This is a genomic window from Pseudomonas sp. FSO-7 (genome assembly GCF_059579345.1).
Map to the genome: position 1 here is coordinate 2,506,257 of NZ_CM184193.1, position 19,329 is coordinate 2,525,585.

A 19,329-nucleotide genomic window follows, 5' to 3' on the forward strand; every position below is an offset into this window, starting at 1 on the left:
CAGAAGAACGCCGTCCCCATGTGGGAGCGAGCTTGCTCGCGATGAGCGCGATGCGCTCCAAAGCCGGATATCTATATTTTGAGAATTGAGTCTCTTTATTGAGACTCCGCAATCCCCAACGCCACCATCTTCTTGTACAACGTCGACCTCCCCAACCCCAGCCGCTCGGCCGCTTCGACCACCTTGCCCCCGCATTGCGCGAGGGTGGTTTCGATCAATTGCCGGTCGAAGCGCGCCCGGGCCTGGCTGAAGGTTTCATGGGGCAGGGGGGCGAAGCTCACGTCCGCTGGGCGCGTCACCGGTACGAAGGTCCCGATGGCCGCACGGATGTCCGCCGCCGTGAGCATCAGGTCATCGCTGAGCAGCGCGGCCCGTTCCAGTACATTGCGCAGTTCACGGATGTTGCCCGGCCAGGCGTGTTGCCGCAGCAGGTCGAGGGCGGCGGGGTTCAGTTCGTGCTGGCTGCGCAGCTCTTCCAGGATCGCCTCGCTCAAGGCCGGCAAATCATCCAGGCGTTCGCGCAACGGCGGGACCTGGATCGGCAACACGTTGAGGCGGTAATACAGGTCGGCGCGGAACTCTCCGCGCTTGATCGCCGCTTCCAGGTCCATGGAGGTGGCGGCGATGATTCGCACGTCGCTTTGCAGCACCTCGTTGGAGCCCACCGGTTCGTACTCTTTTTCCTGGAGCACCCGCAGCAGTTTGCTTTGCAGCGGCAACGGCATGTCACCGATCTCGTCGAGGAACAGCGTGCCGCCCTGGGCGATCTGCAGCTTGCCGGCGCGGCCCTTGCGGTCGGCCCCGGTAAAGGCTCCAGGCGCGGTGCCGAAGAATTCGGCTTCCAGCAGCGATTCGGGAATCGCCGCGCTGTTGATGCTGACGAACGCCTTGTGCGCGCGCGGCGAAGCACTGTGGATGGCCTGGGCCAGCAGCTCCTTGCCGGTGCCGGTTTCGCCGAGCAGCAACACCGGTGAATCGGCGCTGGCGCTGCGCCGGGCCCGTCGCTTGACCTCCAGGCCCGCGCTGCTGGTGCCAATGAAATGGGCAAAGTTGTACTTGGTTTGCCGCGCCCGCAGCAGCGAACGGGTGGAGGCCAGTTCTTCCTGCATGCTCAGATAGCGCTTGAGCATCGGCGACAGGCTGCGCAATTCATCGAACAAGGCAAAGCCGATGGCACCGATCACCGCGCCCGCGCTGTCGTGGATCGGCAGGCGCATCACCACCAGCGGCTCCTTGGGGGTGTCCTGCATGTCCAGCAGGATCGGCCGCCCGGTGCGCACCACTTCGCGCAACAGGCTGCCGGGAATCACGCTCTCGCACGCCCGACCAATCGCTTCCTGCGCCGAGTTCAGGCCGAAGCGCCGGGCGTAGCGTTCGTTCATCCAGACGATATTCGCGTCACGGTCGACAATCACCGTGCCTTCGCTGGACTGCTCGATGATCTCGAACAACGAACGGATCGCCAGCGTGCGCACGCGCTTGTAGTCCTTGAGGCTTTCGGTGGGGTTCATGGTCGGGTCCCGGATTGTGTGTTGCCTGTCAGGCCCTCATCGCGAGCAAGCTCGCTCCCACATTGGATCTTCAGTGCGACGCAGACCACTGTGGGAGCGAGCTTGCTCGCGATGGGGGCGACACAGGCTATGCCATGCGCCGGATTATGCCCACCCCGGCTGCGCCGCCGCCAACAACTCCTTGGTATAGGGATGCTGGGGCGCGTCGAACACGTCATGGCTGGCGCCTTGCTCGACCACTTTGCCGTCCTTGATCACGATCATGTCGTGGGCCAGGGCGCGGACCACCGCCAGGTCATGGCTGATGAACAGGTAGGTCAGGCCGTGCTTTTCCTGGAGCTGGCGCAGCAGCGCGACCACTTGTTTCTGCACGGTGCGGTCCAGGGCCGAGGTCGGTTCGTCCAGCAGGATCAGGGCCGGCTTGAGCACCAGGGCCCGGGCGATGGCGATGCGTTGGCGCTGCCCGCCGGAAAATTCATGAGGGTAGCGGTGGCGGCTCTGCGGGTCGAGGCCGACTTCCTCGAGGGCCTGGATCACCTGCGCTTCACACTGCTCGGGGCTGGACGGGCTGTGGACTTCGAGGCCTTCGCTGATGATCTGCTGCACCGACATGCGCGGGCTGAGGCTACCGAATGGATCTTGGAACACCACCTGCATTTTCTTGCGCCACGGCCGCAGTGCCTTGTGGGATAACTGCTCAAGGGCTTGGCCCTGGAAGTGGATGCTGCCTTCGGACTCGATCAGTCGCAGGATCGCCTGGCCAAGCGTGGACTTGCCGGAACCGGATTCGCCGACGATGCCCAAGGTCTTGCCGCGCTGGATGCTCAGGCTGATACCGTCCACGGCGCGCAAATATTCCTTGCGCCGGAACAGCCCGCCACCGAGGGCGAAACTCACGCGCAGGTCGCGCACCTGCAACACGTCTTCGCGCTCGTCCCGGGGCAGGGCTTCGCCTTCCGGTTCGGCGTGAAGCAGCTCGCAGCTATAGGGATGTTTCGGGGCGCTGAACAGGGTTTCGCACGGCGCCTGCTCGACGATTTCCCCGGCCTTCATCACGCACACCCGTTGAGCGATGCTGCGCACCAGGTTGAGGTCGTGGCTGATCAGCAGCAAGGACATGCCGAGCCGTTGCTGCAAGGACTTGAGCAACAGCAGGATCTTGCGTTGCACAGTCACGTCCAGCGCCGTGGTCGGTTCGTCGGCAATCAACAGTTCCGGCTCACAGGCCAGGGCCATGGCGATCATCACCCGTTGCCGCTGGCCGCCGGACAGTTGATGGGGGTAGGCCTTGAGTCGCTCGGCGGGTTTCTGGATGCCCACCAGGGCCAGCAGCTCGAGAATGCGCTGGCGCGCCGCCTTGCCGCCCAGGCCCCGGTGCAGCATCAGGGTTTCACCGATCTGTTTCTCGACGCTGTGCAGCGGGTTCAGCGAGGTCATCGGTTCCTGGAAGATCATGGCGATGCGGTTGCCGCGCAACTCCCGCAGGGTCTTGGCCTCGGCGCCCAGCAGTTCCTGGCCGCGATAGCGAATGCTGCCGGTAGTGCGGGTGCCGCTCTCGGGCAGCAATTGCAGGATCGAATGGGCTGTCACCGACTTGCCGGAACCCGACTCGCCCACCAGGGCCAGGCATTCGCCAGGGCGGATGTCCAGGCACAGGTTGCGCACCACCGTCTGGTCGTTGAAGGCCACGCTCAGGTCGCGGATTTCGATCAGGTTTTTGCTCATCTCAAGGGTCCGCTTCATGGCTGTTTTCAAGAGCGTGGGTCGAACGCGTCTCGCAACGCTTCGCCGATAAACACCAACAGGGAAAGAATCAGCGCCAAGGTGAAAAACGCCGTCAGTCCCAGCCACGGCGCTTGCAGGTTTTGCTTGCCCTGGGCGATCAACTCGCCCAGGGAGGCGCTGCCGGCCGGCATGCCGAAACCGAGGAAGTCCAAGGCGGTGAGGGTGGAGATCGCCCCGGTGAGGATGAAGGGCAGGTAACTCAGGGTGGCGTTCATCGCGTTGGGCAGGATATGCCGTACGATCACCTTGCGGTCGGACAAGCCCAGAGCCCTGGCGGCTTTGACGTATTCCAGGTTGCGCCCGCGCAGGAACTCGGCGCGGACCACGTCCACCAGGGCCAGCCAGGAAAACAGCGCCATGATCCCCAGCAGCCACCAGAAATTCGGCTCCACAAAGCCGGACAGGATGATCAACAGGTAGAGCACCGGCAGCCCGGACCAGACTTCCAGCAGGCGTTGCCCGAGCAGATCCACCCAACCGCCGTAATAACCCTGCAACGCACCGGCGGCGATGCCGATCAGCGCGCTGATGGCGGTCAGGGCCAGGGCGAACAGGATCGACACCCGCGCGCCGAAGATCACCCGGGCCAGCACGTCCCGGGACTGGTCATCGGTGCCCAGCCAGTTCACGGTGGAGGGTGGGCTCGGGGCCGGCTGGTTGAGCTCGTAGTTGGGGGTGTCGTCGCTGAACGGGATCGGTGGAAACCACAGCCAGCCGCCGTCCTTGTGAATCAGGTTCTGCACGTAGCTGCTGCGGTAGTCGGCCTGGAACGGCAACTGCCCGCCAAAGGCCTGCTCGGTGTAGCGCTTGAACGCCGGGAAATACAACGAGCCCTGGTAGCTGACCACCAGTGGCTTGTCATTGGCGATCAATTCGCCGCCCAGGCTCAGAATGAACAGGCCGATGAACAGCCACAGTGACCACCAGCCCCGACGGTTTTTCTTGAAACGTTCGAAACGCCGACGGCCCAAGGGAGAAAGCTTGAACATCAGGCGTTCCTCGCGGCGAAGTCGATGCGCGGGTCCACCAGGGTGTAGCAGAGGTCGCCGATGAGTTTGATCAGCAGGCCGAACAGCGTGAAGATGAACAGCGAGCCGAACACCACCGGGTAATCCCGGGACACCGCGGCCTCGTAGCTCATGCGTCCCAGGCCGTCGAGGGAAAAGATCACCTCGATCAGCAAGGAGCCGGCGAAGAACACGCTGATGAATGCCTGGGGAATGCCGGAGACCACCAGTAGCATCGCATTGCGGAATACGTGACCGTAGAGCACCCGCTGTTCGCTCATGCCCTTGGCCCGCGCCGTGACCACGTACTGGCGGGTGATTTCATTGAGGAACGAGTTCTTGGTCAGGATCGTCAGGGTGGCGAAGCCGCCGATCACCAGCGAGGTGACCGGCAGCACCAGATGCCAGAAGTAATCGGCGATCTTGCCCAGGGTCGACAGCGACTCGAAGTTGTCCGACACCAGCCCGCGCACCGGAAACCAGTTCAGCGAGGTGCCGCCGGCGAACATCACGATCAGGAACATCGCGAAGAGGAACGCTGGCATGGCGTAGCCAATGATGATCGCGGTGCTGCTCCACACATCGAATGCCGAGCCATGGCGCACGGCCTTGCGAATGCCCAGGGGGATCGACACCAGGTACGTGATCAGGGTCGCCCAGAGCCCGAGGGAGATGGTCACCGGCATCTTTTCCAGGATCAGGTCGGTGACCGTGGCACCGCGGAAGAAGCTCTTGCCGAAGTCGAGGCGGGCGTAACTGCTGAGCATCAGCCACAAGCGCTCGTGGGCCGGTTTATCGAAGCCGTATTGTTTCTCGATGTCCTTGATCAGTTGCGGGTCCAGGCCACGACTGGCGCGGGAACTGCCGGTCATCTCACCGCCCGAGCTGCCGACACTGCTGCCGCCGATGCCTTGCAGATGGGCGATGGCCTGTTCCACCGGCCCGCCGGGTGCGGCCTGCACGATGACGAAGTTCACCAGCAGGATGATCACCAGCGTGGGAATGATCAGCAACAGGCGCCGCGCAATATAAGCCCACATCAATGCGGCCCTCCGGGTGTGCCGCGCCTGATGCGTTCGGCGCGCATCTGCTCGTTGGTCAGCGGTGTGGTGCTCACTTCCCACCAGCTTTCGATGGCCTCGTCATTGCTGGCCTGAACTTTTGGCATGCCGAAGCGGTTCCACCACACGGTCGAGCTGCCCGGCGGGTAATAGTTGGGGATCCAGTAGTAATTCCACTGCAGCACCCGGTCCAGGGCGTGGGCATGGCGCAGCATGTCGGCTTGGGTGGTGGCCTTGACCAAGCCGTCGATCAGCGCATCCACCGCTGGGTTCTTCAAGGCCATGTAGTTGTTGGCCCCCGGATCGTTGGCGGCCGCCGAGCCGAAGTAATTGTAGAGTTCCATGCCTGGCGAGGTGCTGACGGGGTAGCCGGTGATGATCATGTCGTAGTCGCGACTCATCAGGCGATTGACGTACTGGGAGGCGTCGATGCGGCGAATGCTCATGTCGATGCCGATTTGCGCCAGAGTGCGCTTGTAGGGCAGCAGCAGGCGGTCGATACCGTTCTGACTGTTCAGGAACGTGAAGCTCAGCGGTTCGCCCTCGGCATTCACCAGGCGGTCGCCGTCGGGTTTCCAGCCGGCCTGTTCCAGCAGGGCCAGGGCTTGCAGTTGCTTATCGCGGATCACGCCGCTGCCGTCGGTTTTCGGAGCCTGGAAGACCTGGGTGAAGACTTCGTCGGGAATCTGCCCGCGCAACGGCTCCAGAATCGCCAGCTCGCCGGCATCGGGCAGTTTGCGGGCGGCGAGGTCAGTGTTGGAAAAGTAGCTCTGCTGACGCACATAGACGTTGCGCATCATCTGGCGGTTGCTCCATTCGAAATCCCAGAGCATGGCCAGGGCCTGGCGTACTCGGCGGTCCTGGAACTGCGGTTTTTGCAGATTGAAGACAAAGCCTTGGGCGGTCTGGGGCGCCTCTTTGGCCAGGTGAGCCTTTTGCAGGCGCCCGTCCTGCAGGGCTGGGCCGTCATAGCCGATGGCGTAGCCGGTGGCGGAGAATTCGCGGTTGTAGTCGTAGGCACCGCCGCGCAGCACCTGGCGGGCGACGTCGGTGTCGCCAAAGTACTCGATGCTGAAATGGTCGAAATTGTAGAGCCCGCGACTGACCGGCAAGTCCTTGCCCCACCAATCGGCATTGCGTTCGAACGTGATGCTGCGCCCGGAATCCACCTTGCTCACCCGGTAAGGACCACTGCCCAGTGGCGCCTCGTAGCCGCCACCGTTGGCGAAATCGCGGGTCTTCCACCAATGTTCGGGAAAGACCGGCAGGGTGGCGATGTCCAGGGGCAGGGTGCGGCTTTCGTTGTTCTTGAAGTTGAAGCGCACGGTGCGCTCGTCCTCGACCACGACGTCCTTGACCGCTGCGAACTGGGTGCGATAGCGCAGGCTGCCTTGGGTCATCAACAGCTCGAAGCTGTAGCGCACGTCCTGGGCGGTGATGGGCTTGCCATCGGCGAAGCGGGCCTTGGGGTTCAGGTAGAAACGCAGGGACAGGCCATCGTCGCTACGCTCCATCTTCTGCGCCACCAGGCCATAAACGGTATAGGGCTCGTCCAGCGAGCGCTGGGCCAGTGGCGAGTACAGCATCCCGTCGATCTGGCTGACGCCGATGCCTTTGTCGATGTAGGGCAGGATGTGGTCGAAATGGCCAATTTCCACGGCCGAGCGGCGCATGGTGCCACCTTTTGGGGCCTGGGGGTTGGCGTAGGCAAAGTGGCCGAAGCCTTCGGCATATTTGGCGGGTTCGCCATAGACGGTCAGGGCATGTTGCGGTGCTGCATCGACGTCTGAAGCGCCTGTCAGCAGGACCGCGGCAATCAATAGCAGTGAAGGGAACGCCAGTCGCATTGTCAGCCTTAGAGCCGGGTGATCGATGACACGATTTGTACGCGAGCGGCGCCTGAATCGCCAGCCCTTGTGACGAGGGATTATCTGTAGGAGCAAGGCCTGTAGGAGCAATGCCTGTGGGAGCAATGCCTGTGGGAGCAATGCCTGTGGGAGCAATGCCTGTGGGAGCAAGGCTTGCCCGCGATTGCTGCGCCGCGGACCAACAGATGTTCCGCGTTATCGTTCATCGCGGGCAAGCCTTGCTCCCACTAGGGACCATCAATCCTGGCGGCTGGTGACTTCCAGCAGGTGGTAGCCGAACTGGGTCTTGACCGGGCCTTGGACGGTATTGAGCGGTGCGCTGAACACCACGGTGTCGAATTCCTTGACCATCTGGCCCGGGCCGAACGAACCCAGGTCGCCGCCCTGACGGCTGGACGGGCAGGAGGAGTTGGCCTTGGCAATTTCGGCGAAATCGGCGCCGGCCTCGATCTGGGCCTTGAGTTCGTTGCACTTGTCTTCGGTGGAAACCAGGATGTGACGGGCAGTGGCTTTGGCCATGGGGCAAATTCCTTTCGATGTATTTAAAGGTGTTGAGCCTACCGGATTCATTGGCGGGGTGTTGTCAAAATTGCGTCAAAACCTTGGGCCTGGCGATCAAAGGCCGGCTTTGCGCAGGCGCTCGGCGTGGCGCAGGTAAAGCTCTGCGGGGTCTGTCCCCTTGCAGGCCTTGCCGCTTCCCGGGTTGATAGCCTCCAGGTGATCCATGGGATAGTCGGAGCGAATGACCTTGCCCAGGTGTGAACTGAAGCGCCCCACCAGGCCGTCGTTCTGCCCGGCTTCGGTGATGAAGTACTCGGAAAAGGCGCGGCAGTAAACTTGCAAAGGCTGCCGTTCTTTATCCGTAGATTCTTGCAACGTGCCGCTCCATGAGTAGTAGCGCACACCGTTGACCCGGTCCGGACCGTTCCCGCCCCAATGCTTTGGCAGGCCCTGGGGGTATTTGTCATTGAAGGCGCCCACACCCTCAGTGGTCAGCGCCGCCAGTGCGGTGACGGCGGCCGGCGATAGCAGCGCCTGGCCGTTCAGCAACGAGATGAAATCGGCGAACAGCGTGGCGACGCACCTTGCCACATGGCCTGGTAGCCGTCCGGGGGTCAGGGCCTTGCGCAGGAAGTCGGCCAGTTCGGAGCCGTGGTTGGGGCCGCTGACCGACGTGACCGAGGCTACTTTTTCGGGTGCCAGCGCGGCAGCATAGCGGGCGGCCAGCGCACCCTGGCTGTGGCCGATCAGGTTAACCCGGGTGGTACCGGTGCCGGCCAGGATCCGATCGATCTGAACCAGCAGTTGTTCGCCCCTGGCCTCGTTGGAGTGGGTGGCCGACAAGTATGGGATGAACACCCGGGCACCGCCTGCGCGTAGGACCTGTTTGATGTCATGGAAAAGTTCGAAGCCGCCGATCTTGTCAAACCCGAACAACCCATGGACCAACAGGATGGGAAATTGAGTGGTTGCATTCCGTTGCATGTTCGTACCTTTTTCGAAGAGGTTCACCTTGAATTTGCGACCTCACTCTAATGCAGGCTCAGCCTGTGCGGTGTAGGAAGAAACCGCCCTGATCCAAGGAAACCGGCATAAAAAAAGTGGGAAGAGTGAGAAGAAGTCCGGTGGTACTCAAAGATGTAGGAGGCCTCCTATAAGCGTTGTCGTTTGCAGCTACAGGTTGGAGCGTCAAGGGACCACTCCCGCTGTCGCCTTGTCTGGCTGTGGGTTTGCCGCGGGCGGGTTTTAATGGTTTCACCAGGCACCGTTATGGGAACGGTGCCTTTATCCAAGGAGTGGAGCCTGTACATGATCACCTATCCATCGCTTCAACGATCTCGTTCAACCTCAGGAACAAGGCTGCCGCCGCCGGTCCTGGCAGCGGCCAGGGATGGGGTGATCAACCCCGCTTGGCGCAAGACCGTTGTTACCGTCAAGCCTTATCCCATGATGACGTGCGGGGATGAGGTGCTGCTGCGTTGGCACGGCCTCAACAACGATGGCGAACCCTACCGGCATGAAGTGGCCGGGTTCGTCACGGAGCGGCAAGTGGGGCGAAACGTCGTGTTCGTCGTGCGCGAACCGCATATCGCCGAGTTGGACGGCGGCTCGCTGGCGATTTCCTACCAGGTGACGGGCAAACAGTTGCCGGCCGCGCTGGTTTCGGACCCCCTGCAACTGGAAATTGGCGATGCATCGCCGCAACTGCTGCCTGCCATTGCCAACGATGCGGTGGGGGGGAGTCTCGATCCGAATCGGGTGCCTGAAGGAACGTGGGTGAGCATTCGGCCCTACGCGAGGATGGCGGTCGGCGATCGCGTGATCCTGACTGCCAGCAAGGATTTCAAGGCGTTGTGGCGCGATGTGCTGGACATAGAAGCCCATGCGGTCGGTCGTGAGGTGTCGCTCTGGATCGATCATTCGCTGATCGCCCCCCATGTGGGACACGACCTTGCCTTGGCCTATGTCGTCAGGCGTGGACACTCGGTGCGTCGGGCTGAGCCCTTGTCGTTGCACATCGGTCCGCTGCAGCGCCCTGCGCTGAAGCCTCTGCAGATTCGAGGGATGAGCGACGGGTGGCTGGAGGCCGACGAGCTGCAAGAGGGGGTGACGATTGTCATTGATGAGCCCGGGCTTGAGGCGGGCGAGCTGGTCTGGTTGCAGTGCAACGGCAGCTCCGCTTATGTGCTTGAGCGCGAAATCACCGAGGCCACGGCAGGTAAACCGCTCGTGTTTGTGATGCCTGCAAGTTACTGGCAGGACCAGCGCGACAGGTCGGTGAGTGTGTTCTATCAGGTCGAGCGCCTGGATGACGTCAGCCAGCGGTCCGAGTGGGTGACGGTCCGGGTGCGTTCCAAGGCGCCCGGCTGAGCGAAGGCTTGCACAGCCTTTGTGGGAGCTTGCTCGCGATGGCGTCAGTTCAGCCAGCCTGATGTTGTCTGGCACACCGTCATCGCGAGCAAGCTCGCTCCCACAAAGAGGCCCAGGCTTCCCCCTGATTCCAGGGGGCGGTGGGGTCGGACCTCAAGCTGGCAATTGCAACCTGCGATGAGCCTCGCGCAACAACTGCTCGGTGGACTCCCAGCCCAGGCAACCATCGGTGACCGAGACGCCGTAGCGCATCGACGGACCCAGTGGCTGGCAGCCTTCGAACAGGTGGCTTTCGAGCATCATGCCGATCAGGGAACGGTTCCCTTGCAGCCGTTGTTCCAGCACGTCATTGAACACCTGCGGCTGGCGCAACGGGTCTTTGCCGCTGTTGGCGTGGCTGCAGTCCACCATGATCCGCGCCGGTATCTTGAGGCGGGTCAGGTCGCTGTGTATCTGCGTGACGCTCTGGCGATCATAGTTCGGCCCGCGATGGCCGCCGCGCAGCACCAGGTGGGTGTCGGGGTTGCCCGGTGTCTGGATGATCGCCGGATGCCCCTGGCTGTCGACGCCGAAATGCCGATGGGGGTGGGCGGCAGAGCGCATGGCGTCGCAGGCAATGCCAACCCCGCCGTCCGTGCCGTTCTTGAAGCCCACCGGCATGCCCAGGCCGCTGGCCATTTCCCGGTGGATCTGCGATTCGGTGGTGCGAGCGCCGATGGCGACCCAACTGAGCAGGTCATCGAAGTAATTGGCGGCCATGGGTTGCAGCAGTTCGGTGGCGACGGGCAGGCCCAGTTGCAGCATCTCGCGCATCAGCTCCCGGGACAAGGTCAGGCCGGCGGCCATGTCGTCGCTTCCATCCAGGCCGGGATCGTAGGCCAAGCCTTTCCAACCCACAGTCGTGCGGGGCTTTTCCACGTAGGCGCGCATGACCAGCAGCATGCTGTCGCTCACTTCGTGGGCCAGGCGAGCCAGGTTGGTGGCGTATTCGAGGGCGGATTTCGGGTCATGGATCGAGCAGGGGCCGATGATGACCAGCAGGCGGGAGTCTTCACCGTCGAGGATCGCGCGGATGGCCTGGCGGTGGACGCTCACTTGATGGCTCAACGCGGTGCCGAGCGGCAATTGGTGCTTGAGTTGCAACGAGCTCGGCAGACGCAGGGTCAGGGCTTCGTTGGCAGGGTTGAGCGTGGACAGCGGCACAGCAGAGACGGACGAATTCATGATTTTGGCTTCCTGGACGGGCGGCGGGTTCGTTCCCGCGCCGGTCCTAGTGGGGTGTTCGACAATTGGCCGTATGGGCCCGCAATTGAGGCTTGCCACCGGTAGGTGACCGATCGGAGGCGGCAGGCTGTCCCGAGCGGTGGCTGGTAAATCGCCAGGCGGAAAAACTGTCGTAACGGTAATAAGTGGCGTAGTTCATGGCTCAATCCTCAAGTTGTCTGGTGTTGCGAATGTGTGGGGCCGAAAAAACAAAACCCCCGGTCGGGAGGCCGACCGGGGGTTTGGAAAACTCTGGAAGGCGACCCGTTTAAAGTGGGCGCCGGTTGGGTATCAGGCGCGCCAGTGGCTAAACCAATACCCAAAATAAAAGCTGACCGGAGTTTCAACGCTGTTCGCCCGGGCAGCCGCAACCGAGCGCGGGGCGCTGGCGGTGTTAAGCGGTGAGAGGGCGTTGAACATGGTCTGTCTCCGATGAATGGCCCTGAGCTTACTAGAGGGCAGGGCGGCGGTTCAATCAGAAAATTCTATCGAGGGCATTCAATTGTTCGCCCTGGCTTGAGTCCACCGGGCTTTATGACACACTTGAGGTTTGCACCGCCTCCCAGGGATGACCCATGACCGTTCCAGCGTTCGCCGCCGCCCAATCGATTTCCGTCGCGGGAGACATTCGCGCCAACCTCGCGTGTCATCAGCGTTTCATGCTGGCAGCCGCTGAACAGGGTGTGCAGTTGCTGGTCTTCCCGGAATTGTCGCTCACCGGTTACGAACGTGGCCTGGCGGCGGGTCTGGCGATCCTGCCGGAGGATGCCCTGCTGCAACCGCTGCGTGACCTGGCGCAAGAACTCGGCCTGACCGCCGTGGTGGGCATGCCCATTCGACTGTCGGCCGATGCTCCGGTGTTGATCGGCGCGCTGGTCCTCGGCGCTGACGGCTCCCTCGGGGTGTACAGCAAGCAACATCTGCACCCAGGGGAAGAAGTCGCCTTCGCTTCGGGCCATGGTGGCTCGATGCTGACAATGGGGGAGGATCGCATCGCCCTGGCGGTGTGTGCCGATTTTTCCCACGCCAGCCATGCGGCCGCGGCAGCCGGGCAGGGCGCTACGCTGTATGCAGCGGGGGTGTTGATCACCGAGGGTGGCTATGTGGCCGATACGACGTTGTTGCAAGGCTATGCCCGACAGCATGCCATGACCGTGCTGATGGCTAATCATGGCGGCGTCACTGGCGGTTGGGAATCGGCTGGCCGCAGCGCTATCTGGGGCCCTGATGGCTCGCTGCTCGCAGCGGCGCCAGGCACGGGCGAGCTGCTGGTGGTTGCCCGCCGCGACGCCAACGGCTGGGCCGTGCAAGTCGTGCCGGTGACCAACGGCGGATGAAGTCCTCATGAGCTTTGAGTGGCGTGCTGCAACGAACGGGGACATCGACTTCGCCCGGCAGCTGACCTGCGACAACATGCTTCCTTATTACCTCAGGCATGATTTGCTCTGGCAGGACGAAGCATTCGATCTGGCCTGGATCATTCGCCAGAACTGGATAATCAGCCGTGCAGGCCAGGCGCTGGGCTTTGTGAGTCTCAGTCGTGATGCCCGGGCGTTGTATATCCGGGAGTTGCAGATAAGCGAGGCGTTCCGCGGGCAGGGCGCCGGGACCTGGGCGATCGGACAGGTTTGGGACCTGGTGGCGCTGGAACGTCGGCCGGCGCTGCGCCTGACGGTGTTCAAGGATAATCCGGCCAGGGCGTTGTACGAACGCATGGGCCTGCGTGTCGTGGGCGAGGACGAGTGTTTCCTGAGGATGCAGCGAGACGCCGGTGCTTGAAGCCTCGGATGCCGTGCCGATAAAGATGCGTTGTAACTTTTATCTGTCCCTTTGCGCTAGGTCTGCCGGATGCTTTTTGCTAAGGTGTTGTGCAACCCAAATAAGACCAAATCGTGAGGTGTCTGCTTGATTAGGGTGTTAGTGGTCGATGACCATGATCTCGTCCGTACGGGCATTACACGAATGCTGGCTGACATCGATGGCTTGCAGGTAGTTGGCCAGGCTGAATCCGGGGAAGAGTCCCTGATCAAGGCGCGTGAATTGAAACCCGACGTGGTGTTGATGGACGTCAAGATGCCCGGCATCGGCGGTCTTGAAGCCACGCGCAAGCTATTGCGCAGTCACCCGGACATCAAGGTGGTCGCGGTGACCGTCTGCGAAGAGGACCCATTTCCCACCCGGCTGTTGCAGGCGGGCGCGGCGGGCTACCTCACCAAGGGCGCGGGCCTGAACGAGATGGTCCAGGCCATTCGTCTGGTTTTTGCCGGGCAACGCTACATCAGCCCGCAGATCGCCCAGCAATTGGCGATCAAGTCGTTCCAGCCGACCAACGATTCGCCCTTCGACGCACTGTCGGAGCGGGAAATCCAGATTGCCCTGATGATTGTCGGTTGCCAGAAGGTGCAGATCATCTCCGACAAGCTGTGCCTGTCGCCTAAAACCGTTAACACCTACCGTTACCGTATCTTCGAGAAGCTTTCGATCAGCAGTGACGTCGAATTGACACTGTTGGCCGTGCGCCACGGCATGGTCGATGCCAGCGCCTGAAAATGACTGAATTGTTTGATCCCAGCGCGTTCCTCTCCACCTGCAGCGGTCGCCCCGGCGTGTACCGCATGTTCGACAGCGACGCGCGCCTGCTTTATGTCGGCAAGGCCAAGAACCTCAAGAAACGCCTGGCCAGTTATTTCCGCAAAACCGGCCTAGCGCCGAAGACTGCCGCCCTGGTGGGGCGCATCGCGCAAGTCGAAACGACGATCACCGCCAATGAAACCGAGGCGCTGCTGCTCGAGCAGACGCTGATCAAGGAATGGCGCCCGCCGTACAACATCCTGCTGCGCGACGACAAATCCTACCCTTACGTGTTCCTGTCCGACGGGGCCTTTCCGCGCCTGAGCATTCATCGCGGGGCGAAGAAGGCCAAGGGGCGGTATTTCGGCCCTTACCCCAGCGCCGGCGCGATTCGTGAAAGCCTTAGCCTGCTGCAGAAGACCTTCTTCGTTCGCCAGTGTGAAGACAGCTACTACAAGAATCGCACCCGGCCCTGCCTGCAGTACCAGATCAAGCGCTGCAAGGCGCCTTGCGTGGGGTTTGTCGAGCCGCAGGTCTACGCCGAGGACGTGCGTCACTCGGTGATGTTCCTGGAAGGGCGCAGCAATGCGCTGACCGATGAACTGTCGGCGGCCATGGAGGACGCGGCGGTCAACCTTGAATTCGAACGGGCCGCCGAGCTGCGTGATCAGATCGGCCTGTTGCGCCGCGTGCAGGACCAGCAAAGCATGGAAGGCGGCAGCGGCGATGTCGATGTGATCGCCGCGTTCATCAACCCGGGCGGCGCCTGCGTGCATTTGATCAGCGTGCGCGGCGGTCGGGTGCTGGGCAGCAAGAACTTCTTCCCCCAAGTGGGTATCGAGGAAGACGTGGCCGAGGTCATGGCGGCTTTCCTGGGCCAGTACTACATCAGCAGTCCGGAACGCGACTTGCCTGCCGAGTTGATCGTCAATGTGGTCCATGAAGATTTCCCGGCCCTGATCGAAGCCATCGACAAGCTTCGCGGTCGCGAACTGACCATCAGCCACCGCGTTCGCGGCACTCGTGCCCGTTGGCAGCAACTGGCCGTGACCAACGCCGAGCAGGCCCTGGGCGCGCGCCTGGCCAACCGTCAACACGTGGCGGCGCGGTTCGATGCCCTGGCCGATGTCCTTAACCTGGACGAGCCGCCGCAACGGCTGGAGTGCTACGACATCAGCCATTCCAGCGGCGAGGCGACCGTGGCGTCCTGCGTGGTGTTCGGTCCGGAAGGCCCGATCAAGTCCGATTACCGCCGTTACAACATCGAAGGCGTCACGCCGGGCGATGACTACGCGGCGATGCACCAGGCATTGATGCGACGCTTCGGCAAGCTGAAGGACGGGGAGGGCAAGTTGCCAGACATCCTCCTGGTGGACGGCGGCAAAGGCCAGTTGTCCATGGCCCGCGATGTACTCAATGAGCTGATGGTCCCCGACCTGATCCTGCTGGGCGTGGCCAAGGGCGCGACGCGCAAGGCCGGCTTCGAGACCTTGTACCTGAACGACGCCGCCCATGAGTTCACCCTCAAGGGCGATTCACCGGCGCTGCACCTGATCCAGCAGATCCGCGACGAAGCCCACCGTTTCGCCATCACCGGACACCGTGCCCGTCGTGGCAAGACGCGCCGTACGTCTACACTCGAAGGTGTGGCAGGCGTCGGTCCGACGCGCCGTCGCGACTTGTTGAAACATTTTGGTGGATTGCAGGAACTGTCTCGTGCCAGCATCGAGGAGATAGCCAAAGCACCCGGTATCAGTAAAAAGCTCGCAGAGTCGATTTATGCAAACCTGCACAGCGAGTAGAATGCCCGTCAACCTTGTAGCCAGTTGTGCCGATGAATATCCCAAATCTGATTACCGTTCTACGCGTCCTGCTCATTCCGATCTTCATTTTGCTGTTCTATTTGCCGTACCACTGGAGCTACGTGGCCTCCGCCTCGGTTTTCGCCTTCGCCGCCGCGACGGATTGGCTGGATGGTTACCTGGCCCGACGCCTGGAGCAGAGCACGCCGTTCGGTGCCTTCCTCGATCCGGTGGCCGACAAGCTGATGGTCGCGGTGGCACTGGTGCTGCTGGTACAAGAACACGGCAACCTCTGGCTGACCTTGCCGGCGGCGGTGATCATCGGCCGCGAAATCGTCGTCTCGGCGCTCCGTGAATGGATGGCCGAGCTGGGCGCCCGTGCCCAGGTCGCGGTGTCGAACCTCGGTAAATGGAAAACCGCCGCGCAGATGCTGGCGCTGGTGATCCTGCTGGCCAACCCCTCGGACTTCAGCTTCTGGGTGCTGTTGGGCTATGCATTGCTGTTGGTTTCCGCTGGGCTGACGCTGTGGTCGATGGTCCAATACCTGCGCGCCGCCTGGCCGCATCTGCGGACGGATGTAGAGCCGAAATAAAACTTTTTTGAATCAAAGGGTTGACGGCGTAATCTGAATCTATAGAATGCGCCACACCAAGACGCGGGAATAGCTCAGTTGGTAGAGCACGACCTTGCCAAGGTCGGGGTCGCGAGTTCGAGTCTCGTTTCCCGCTCCAAGATTCACAAAAAAGCCACTCAGATGAGTGGCTTTTTTGTGCCTGAAAAATGCCCCGGCGTGACATGCATTGCGCTGGAGGTTCGAGCACGTCAGTCGGTAGGCAGGTGCAGCTGCACCTCCATAGCGTCATGAAGGAGGCGGACGACCTCGATCGCGTCGTCGTTTGCCACACGATAGAACACGACATGGTGCGGGCTTTTGACCGTCCCATGAGGGTGTTTGGCCTGCTGGCGTGAATAGATGAGGTGATAGCTGCGAAGGCCCGGTGCAAGCTCATCACGGTCGTGGCTGCCGATGCAATAAGGCGTGTCGGCAATCGCTTGCAGCGCCGCGAGGATCAGTGCTTGGTAGCGCTGGCGTGCTTGATCGCCGAACTGCGGATGGGAGAGCCTGAGGATGTCGACAATGTCGGCGCGCGCCGCGTTGGAAATCCGATACTGCGGCATGCTCAACGTTTCTCGCGCGCGGGGAGGGTGGCCTCCTGGCTCAAGCCCTCGAGGTAGTGTTCCAGATCCCCTTCGTTCAACTGAGTAAAGCGCCCGTGCTCAAGATCCATGATGCCGATTGAGGTCGCCTGACGCAGGGTCTCAATTTTTGCGGTGTCTTCGGCGATGCGCTGCTCCAATAGACGCAAACCTTCTCGCATCACTTCGCTGGCATTCTGATAACGACCGGACTGAACCAGGTCATGGATAAGCTGGTCTTGGTGAGGGGTGAGCACAACGTTTCGCGTCGCCATAATGAGCTCCAGCTTTCGGCAAACAGGTTCTTTCGATCAATGGCATATTATGCCAATTTACCCGCGAACACATAGTTTGGGATGTGTATCTAACGAAGTGTGTCGCACGGGTCATCCTTTGCGCCGAACAGCGCGTGCTGACCCGGACCGCATGCGCACAAAGTCCAAACAACGCTGTCGCAGGCGGGACGTCGTGGACAGCTTGATTGGAGTGGGCCTTGGGCCTTCAGTTTGGCCAAGCCTTGTTTGATGTGGTCGGCGTTCTCTCCGATCGTTTGAAGCGCGCCGCGTACATTGTCGCCAGCCCGTCGCACCCTGGCGCTCAACCCTCGAGGTCAACTCCATCACGGTTGCCATGGTGCCTTGATAGGATTCGCTACGAGCCTTTTGCCTAATCGACCCATACCGACACATTGCCTTCTTATGACTAGCATCACTCCTAATGTCCCATCATCCTGCGAACCTTCCTGCTGGGCGGTACGAAGATTTGCCGCAGGCCAGACAGGGGTTAGTCAACACGCCATTCCGCCTAGGATTTCGATTGCGCAGTGGTAATTGATTCCTGCCAGTAAATGTCTCGGGTTGGGTGGTGAACGAGCCCCATGAAAGACAGGACACCGTTCCCCCTTACGATAAGGGATAGGCAAACGGGTATGTTTATGACTAACAGCAACGATAAGGGTGGGGAGCTGCTCGACCAGGAACGGCGACGCCGCTGGAGCACCGATCAGAAGCTGGCCATGGTTCGCGAAAGTCAGATCTGACAGGTACCCTAAAAAAGCGGATGACTGTCAGATCAAGTAGGCTCACGGCATCAAACTCCTAGCGCGTCGAAGGGTCAAATGATGTTTTTTTACCGGGCTGCAAGTATTCAGTGAGTCCCTGGAACCACATCACTTCAACAAAGTCACCGCAGATAACCAAGTCCTCCTTGCGCAGTCCTGTCAGAAATGCATCTTTACTATCTTTGGCCGCCAGAATGGCGAAACCCTTTGCTGCATCTCTAAATGACAGGGTGAATTTTGGCTTTTCAGTCAACCCGGCAGAGGATTTTATCTTGCCGTTTTTCAGGGTGAAGTAGCGACCCGCACCGTCATGCGTTTGGATTTGAAAGACCAGCTCCTTGCCTTTAACGTATTTTGCACAGTCAGGACTTTTTTTGATTGCTCTCTGTAATAGCTTGGTCAATGCCCATAATAAAAATTTAAACTTCAGCATGGTGAGCTTGCTCCGCAGGGTGGGACTCATCAAGGAATTGAATGGCGTGTTTGAGAAAACGCTCAGGGTATTGGAATTGAGCACCATGACCGGCATCCGGGTACAGGAACAGTTGAGCGTTCGGGATGTTCTGAGCCATGTACCAGGAATTGACCGTTGGAACCATAACGTCATTCATACCGTTCAGAATGAACGTCGGCTGTTTGATCTCGCGCAGATGATTGAAAGGATCGTTCGGGTCCAGTTTTGGCAAATAGTACATATTCGCTTCGATCTGGGCCTGGATCACTTCAGGAGAGCTGGGTGGGTCCTGGTCGACACGTTGGTGACGGCGCTCCCAGAAATCACGCCCGGCCTGTTGCGCCGCCGCGGATCGACCGAAGAACAGAAACAGAAAGTCGTCGAGGGTCGGAACGGGGCGCGGTGCAGCTTCCAGCACTCCAGGGTCTGAATCCGGATTACCGCCACGAGGTCCGGTGCCGAGCAGCATCAGCTTGCGGACGAGGTCGGGATGGCGTCGTGTCAGGTCCTGGGCCTGAAAACCACCCAGTGAGAAGCCTAGAACATCCACCTTGGACAGACCTAACGTGCGGATCACCGCAGCTGCGTCATCGGCCATATGTTCGATCCGGTTACGCGGTTTGCCGGAAGAAGAGGCAATCCCTCGACCGTTGTAGAGGATGACCTCGCGCCCCGCAGCCAGGCCATCCGTCATAAGTGGGTCCCAATGATCCATCCCGCCGCGAAAATGTTGAAGGAAGAACAGAGGGGGTTGGCCTGTCGCAGTGTTACCCCAGCGGCGATAGGCAAATTGGTCACCATCAACTTCCACGAAGCGAGTAGGGGTGGTGAAATGGGTGTCGGTCATGTTGAGGTCTTCCAAGTGGTTATTGTGGCGA

The 19,329-nt window shown here is 61.1% G+C and carries 19 protein-coding genes and 1 tRNA gene; 8 read left to right on the forward strand and 12 right to left on the reverse strand.

The window, feature by feature from the left end; genetic code table 11:
- Positions 1-95 precede the first annotated feature (95 nt).
- The 5 genes from AC515T_RS11075 to AC515T_RS11095 all read right to left on the reverse strand — a co-directional run bounded on the left by AC515T_RS11075 (position 96) and on the right by AC515T_RS11095 (position 7,211).
- Positions 96-1,511: a sigma-54 interaction domain-containing protein gene (locus AC515T_RS11075; protein WP_496532497.1), complete on the reverse strand. Its 1,416-nt coding sequence runs from the start codon at positions 1,509-1,511 to the stop codon at positions 96-98.
- A 144-nt stretch (positions 1,512-1,655) separates the two neighbouring features.
- The gene (locus AC515T_RS11080) at positions 1,656-3,236 is read right to left on the reverse strand and encodes an ABC transporter ATP-binding protein (protein ID WP_496533108.1); all 1,581 of its coding nucleotides are present in this window, start codon (positions 3,234-3,236) and stop codon (positions 1,656-1,658) included.
- Between the two features lie 26 nt (positions 3,237-3,262).
- Positions 3,263-4,285 carry an ABC transporter permease gene (locus tag AC515T_RS11085; RefSeq protein WP_496532498.1) on the reverse strand — a complete coding sequence of 341 codons (1,023 nt, stop codon included), beginning with the start codon at positions 4,283-4,285 and terminating at the stop codon, positions 3,263-3,265.
- The gene (locus AC515T_RS11090) at positions 4,285-5,343 is read right to left on the reverse strand and encodes a microcin C ABC transporter permease YejB (protein ID WP_496532499.1); all 1,059 of its coding nucleotides are present in this window, start codon (positions 5,341-5,343) and stop codon (positions 4,285-4,287) included. The genes AC515T_RS11085 and AC515T_RS11090 overlap by 1 nt, the downstream gene beginning before the upstream one ends.
- Positions 5,343-7,211, reverse strand: coding sequence for an extracellular solute-binding protein (locus tag AC515T_RS11095; RefSeq protein ID WP_496532500.1), 1,869 nt, complete (start codon positions 7,209-7,211; stop codon positions 5,343-5,345). The genes AC515T_RS11090 and AC515T_RS11095 overlap by 1 nt, the downstream gene beginning before the upstream one ends.
- 82 nt (positions 7,212-7,293) lie before the next feature.
- Between AC515T_RS11095 and AC515T_RS11100 the strand changes: the two genes are divergently transcribed.
- Positions 7,294-7,506 carry a Cys-every-fifth RiPP peptide CefA gene (locus AC515T_RS11100; RefSeq protein WP_496533109.1) on the forward strand — a complete coding sequence of 71 codons (213 nt, stop codon included), beginning with the start codon at positions 7,294-7,296 and terminating at the stop codon, positions 7,504-7,506.
- On the opposite strand, the gene AC515T_RS11105 is transcribed toward AC515T_RS11100, so the two are convergent.
- Complete coding sequence (locus tag AC515T_RS11105; RefSeq protein WP_122568222.1) at positions 7,470-7,751, reverse strand: peptidylprolyl isomerase; 282 nt, start codon at positions 7,749-7,751, stop codon at positions 7,470-7,472. The two genes, AC515T_RS11100 and AC515T_RS11105, sit on opposite strands and share 37 nt — an antisense overlap.
- Positions 7,752-7,847: 96 nt before the next feature.
- A complete protein-coding gene (locus tag AC515T_RS11110) occupies positions 7,848-8,717 on the reverse strand; it encodes an esterase/lipase family protein (protein ID WP_496532501.1) in 870 nt (289 codons plus the stop codon).
- 324 nt (positions 8,718-9,041) lie between these two features.
- Between AC515T_RS11110 and AC515T_RS11115 the strand changes: the two genes are divergently transcribed.
- Positions 9,042-10,103, forward strand: coding sequence for a hypothetical protein (locus AC515T_RS11115; RefSeq protein ID WP_496532502.1), 1,062 nt, complete (start codon positions 9,042-9,044; stop codon positions 10,101-10,103).
- 153 nt (positions 10,104-10,256) lie between these two features.
- Here AC515T_RS11115 and AC515T_RS11120 read toward each other — a convergent pair whose 3' ends face one another.
- Positions 10,257-11,327 carry a 3-deoxy-7-phosphoheptulonate synthase gene (locus AC515T_RS11120; RefSeq protein ID WP_496532503.1) on the reverse strand — a complete coding sequence of 357 codons (1,071 nt, stop codon included), beginning with the start codon at positions 11,325-11,327 and terminating at the stop codon, positions 10,257-10,259.
- Positions 11,328-11,941: 614 nt separating this feature from the next.
- On the opposite strand from AC515T_RS11120, the gene AC515T_RS11125 reads away from it, so the two are divergent.
- The 6 genes from AC515T_RS11125 (at position 11,942) to AC515T_RS11150 (ending at position 16,471) form a co-directional block, all read left to right on the forward strand.
- Positions 11,942-12,703: a carbon-nitrogen hydrolase family protein gene (locus AC515T_RS11125; RefSeq protein WP_496532504.1), complete on the forward strand. Its 762-nt coding sequence runs from the start codon at positions 11,942-11,944 to the stop codon at positions 12,701-12,703.
- A gap of 7 nt (positions 12,704-12,710) precedes the next feature.
- Positions 12,711-13,145, forward strand: coding sequence for a GNAT family N-acetyltransferase (locus AC515T_RS11130; protein ID WP_496532505.1), 435 nt, complete (start codon positions 12,711-12,713; stop codon positions 13,143-13,145).
- 126 nt (positions 13,146-13,271) lie between these two features.
- A complete protein-coding gene (gacA, locus tag AC515T_RS11135; RefSeq protein WP_003200277.1) occupies positions 13,272-13,913 on the forward strand; it encodes a response regulator transcription factor GacA in 642 nt (213 codons plus the stop codon).
- Between the two features lie 2 nt (positions 13,914-13,915).
- On the forward strand, positions 13,916-15,739 hold the full coding sequence (uvrC, locus tag AC515T_RS11140) for an excinuclease ABC subunit UvrC (RefSeq protein ID WP_122568227.1): 1,824 nt from the start codon (positions 13,916-13,918) through the stop codon (positions 15,737-15,739).
- 32 nt (positions 15,740-15,771) lie between these two features.
- Positions 15,772-16,332 (forward strand): CDP-diacylglycerol--glycerol-3-phosphate 3-phosphatidyltransferase, encoded by a 561-nt coding sequence (pgsA, locus tag AC515T_RS11145; protein ID WP_018608070.1) that lies wholly within the window; start codon positions 15,772-15,774, stop codon positions 16,330-16,332.
- A 63-nt stretch (positions 16,333-16,395) separates the two neighbouring features.
- A tRNA-Gly gene (locus AC515T_RS11150) sits at positions 16,396-16,471 on the forward strand.
- A 91-nt stretch (positions 16,472-16,562) separates the two neighbouring features.
- Here AC515T_RS11150 and AC515T_RS11155 read toward each other — a convergent pair.
- From AC515T_RS11155 to AC515T_RS11170, 4 genes are all read right to left on the reverse strand, one after another.
- Positions 16,563-16,919, reverse strand: a complete 357-nt coding sequence (locus AC515T_RS11155) for a type II toxin-antitoxin system RelE/ParE family toxin (RefSeq protein ID WP_496532506.1) — start codon at positions 16,917-16,919, stop codon at positions 16,563-16,565.
- 2 nt (positions 16,920-16,921) lie between these two features.
- Positions 16,922-17,212 carry a type II toxin-antitoxin system ParD family antitoxin gene (locus tag AC515T_RS11160; RefSeq protein ID WP_496532507.1) on the reverse strand — a complete coding sequence of 97 codons (291 nt, stop codon included), beginning with the start codon at positions 17,210-17,212 and terminating at the stop codon, positions 16,922-16,924.
- An 822-nt stretch (positions 17,213-18,034) separates the two neighbouring features.
- Complete coding sequence (locus tag AC515T_RS11165) at positions 18,035-18,430, reverse strand: helicase (protein ID WP_496532508.1); 396 nt, start codon at positions 18,428-18,430, stop codon at positions 18,035-18,037.
- Positions 18,417-19,298, reverse strand: a complete 882-nt coding sequence (locus AC515T_RS11170; protein ID WP_496532509.1) for an alpha/beta fold hydrolase — start codon at positions 19,296-19,298, stop codon at positions 18,417-18,419. The genes AC515T_RS11165 and AC515T_RS11170 overlap by 14 nt, the downstream gene beginning before the upstream one ends.
- Positions 19,299-19,329 lie beyond the last annotated feature (31 nt).

What these genes read in the sequence shown, in the direction of transcription:
- AC515T_RS11075 (WP_496532497.1), bottom strand. Translation starts at nt 1,511, where the DNA reads ATGAACCCCACCGAAAGCCTCAAGGACTACAAGCGCGTGCGCACGCTG.
- AC515T_RS11080 (WP_496533108.1), bottom strand. Translation starts at nt 3,236, where the DNA reads ATGAGCAAAAACCTGATCGAAATCCGCGACCTGAGCGTGGCCTTCAAC.
- AC515T_RS11085 (WP_496532498.1), bottom strand. Translation starts at nt 4,285, where the DNA reads ATGTTCAAGCTTTCTCCCTTGGGCCGTCGGCGTTTCGAACGTTTCAAG.
- AC515T_RS11090 (WP_496532499.1), bottom strand. Translation starts at nt 5,343, where the DNA reads ATGTGGGCTTATATTGCGCGGCGCCTGTTGCTGATCATTCCCACGCTG.
- AC515T_RS11095 (WP_496532500.1), bottom strand. Translation starts at nt 7,211, where the DNA reads ATGCGACTGGCGTTCCCTTCACTGCTATTGATTGCCGCGGTCCTGCTG.
- AC515T_RS11105 (WP_122568222.1), bottom strand. Translation starts at nt 7,751, where the DNA reads ATGGCCAAAGCCACTGCCCGTCACATCCTGGTTTCCACCGAAGACAAG.
- AC515T_RS11110 (WP_496532501.1), bottom strand. Translation starts at nt 8,717, where the DNA reads ATGCAACGGAATGCAACCACTCAATTTCCCATCCTGTTGGTCCATGGG.
- AC515T_RS11115 (WP_496532502.1), top strand. Translation starts at nt 9,042, where the DNA reads ATGATCACCTATCCATCGCTTCAACGATCTCGTTCAACCTCAGGAACA.
- AC515T_RS11120 (WP_496532503.1), bottom strand. Translation starts at nt 11,327, where the DNA reads ATGAATTCGTCCGTCTCTGCTGTGCCGCTGTCCACGCTCAACCCTGCC.
- AC515T_RS11125 (WP_496532504.1), top strand. Translation starts at nt 11,942, where the DNA reads ATGACCGTTCCAGCGTTCGCCGCCGCCCAATCGATTTCCGTCGCGGGA.
- AC515T_RS11130 (WP_496532505.1), top strand. Translation starts at nt 12,711, where the DNA reads ATGAGCTTTGAGTGGCGTGCTGCAACGAACGGGGACATCGACTTCGCC.
- uvrC (WP_122568227.1), top strand. Translation starts at nt 13,916, where the DNA reads ATGACTGAATTGTTTGATCCCAGCGCGTTCCTCTCCACCTGCAGCGGT.
- pgsA (WP_018608070.1), top strand. Translation starts at nt 15,772, where the DNA reads ATGAATATCCCAAATCTGATTACCGTTCTACGCGTCCTGCTCATTCCG.
- AC515T_RS11155 (WP_496532506.1), bottom strand. Translation starts at nt 16,919, where the DNA reads ATGCCGCAGTATCGGATTTCCAACGCGGCGCGCGCCGACATTGTCGAC.
- AC515T_RS11160 (WP_496532507.1), bottom strand. Translation starts at nt 17,212, where the DNA reads ATGGCGACGCGAAACGTTGTGCTCACCCCTCACCAAGACCAGCTTATC.
- AC515T_RS11165 (WP_496532508.1), bottom strand. Translation starts at nt 18,430, where the DNA reads ATGCTGAAGTTTAAATTTTTATTATGGGCATTGACCAAGCTATTACAG.
- AC515T_RS11170 (WP_496532509.1), bottom strand. Translation starts at nt 19,298, where the DNA reads ATGACCGACACCCATTTCACCACCCCTACTCGCTTCGTGGAAGTTGAT.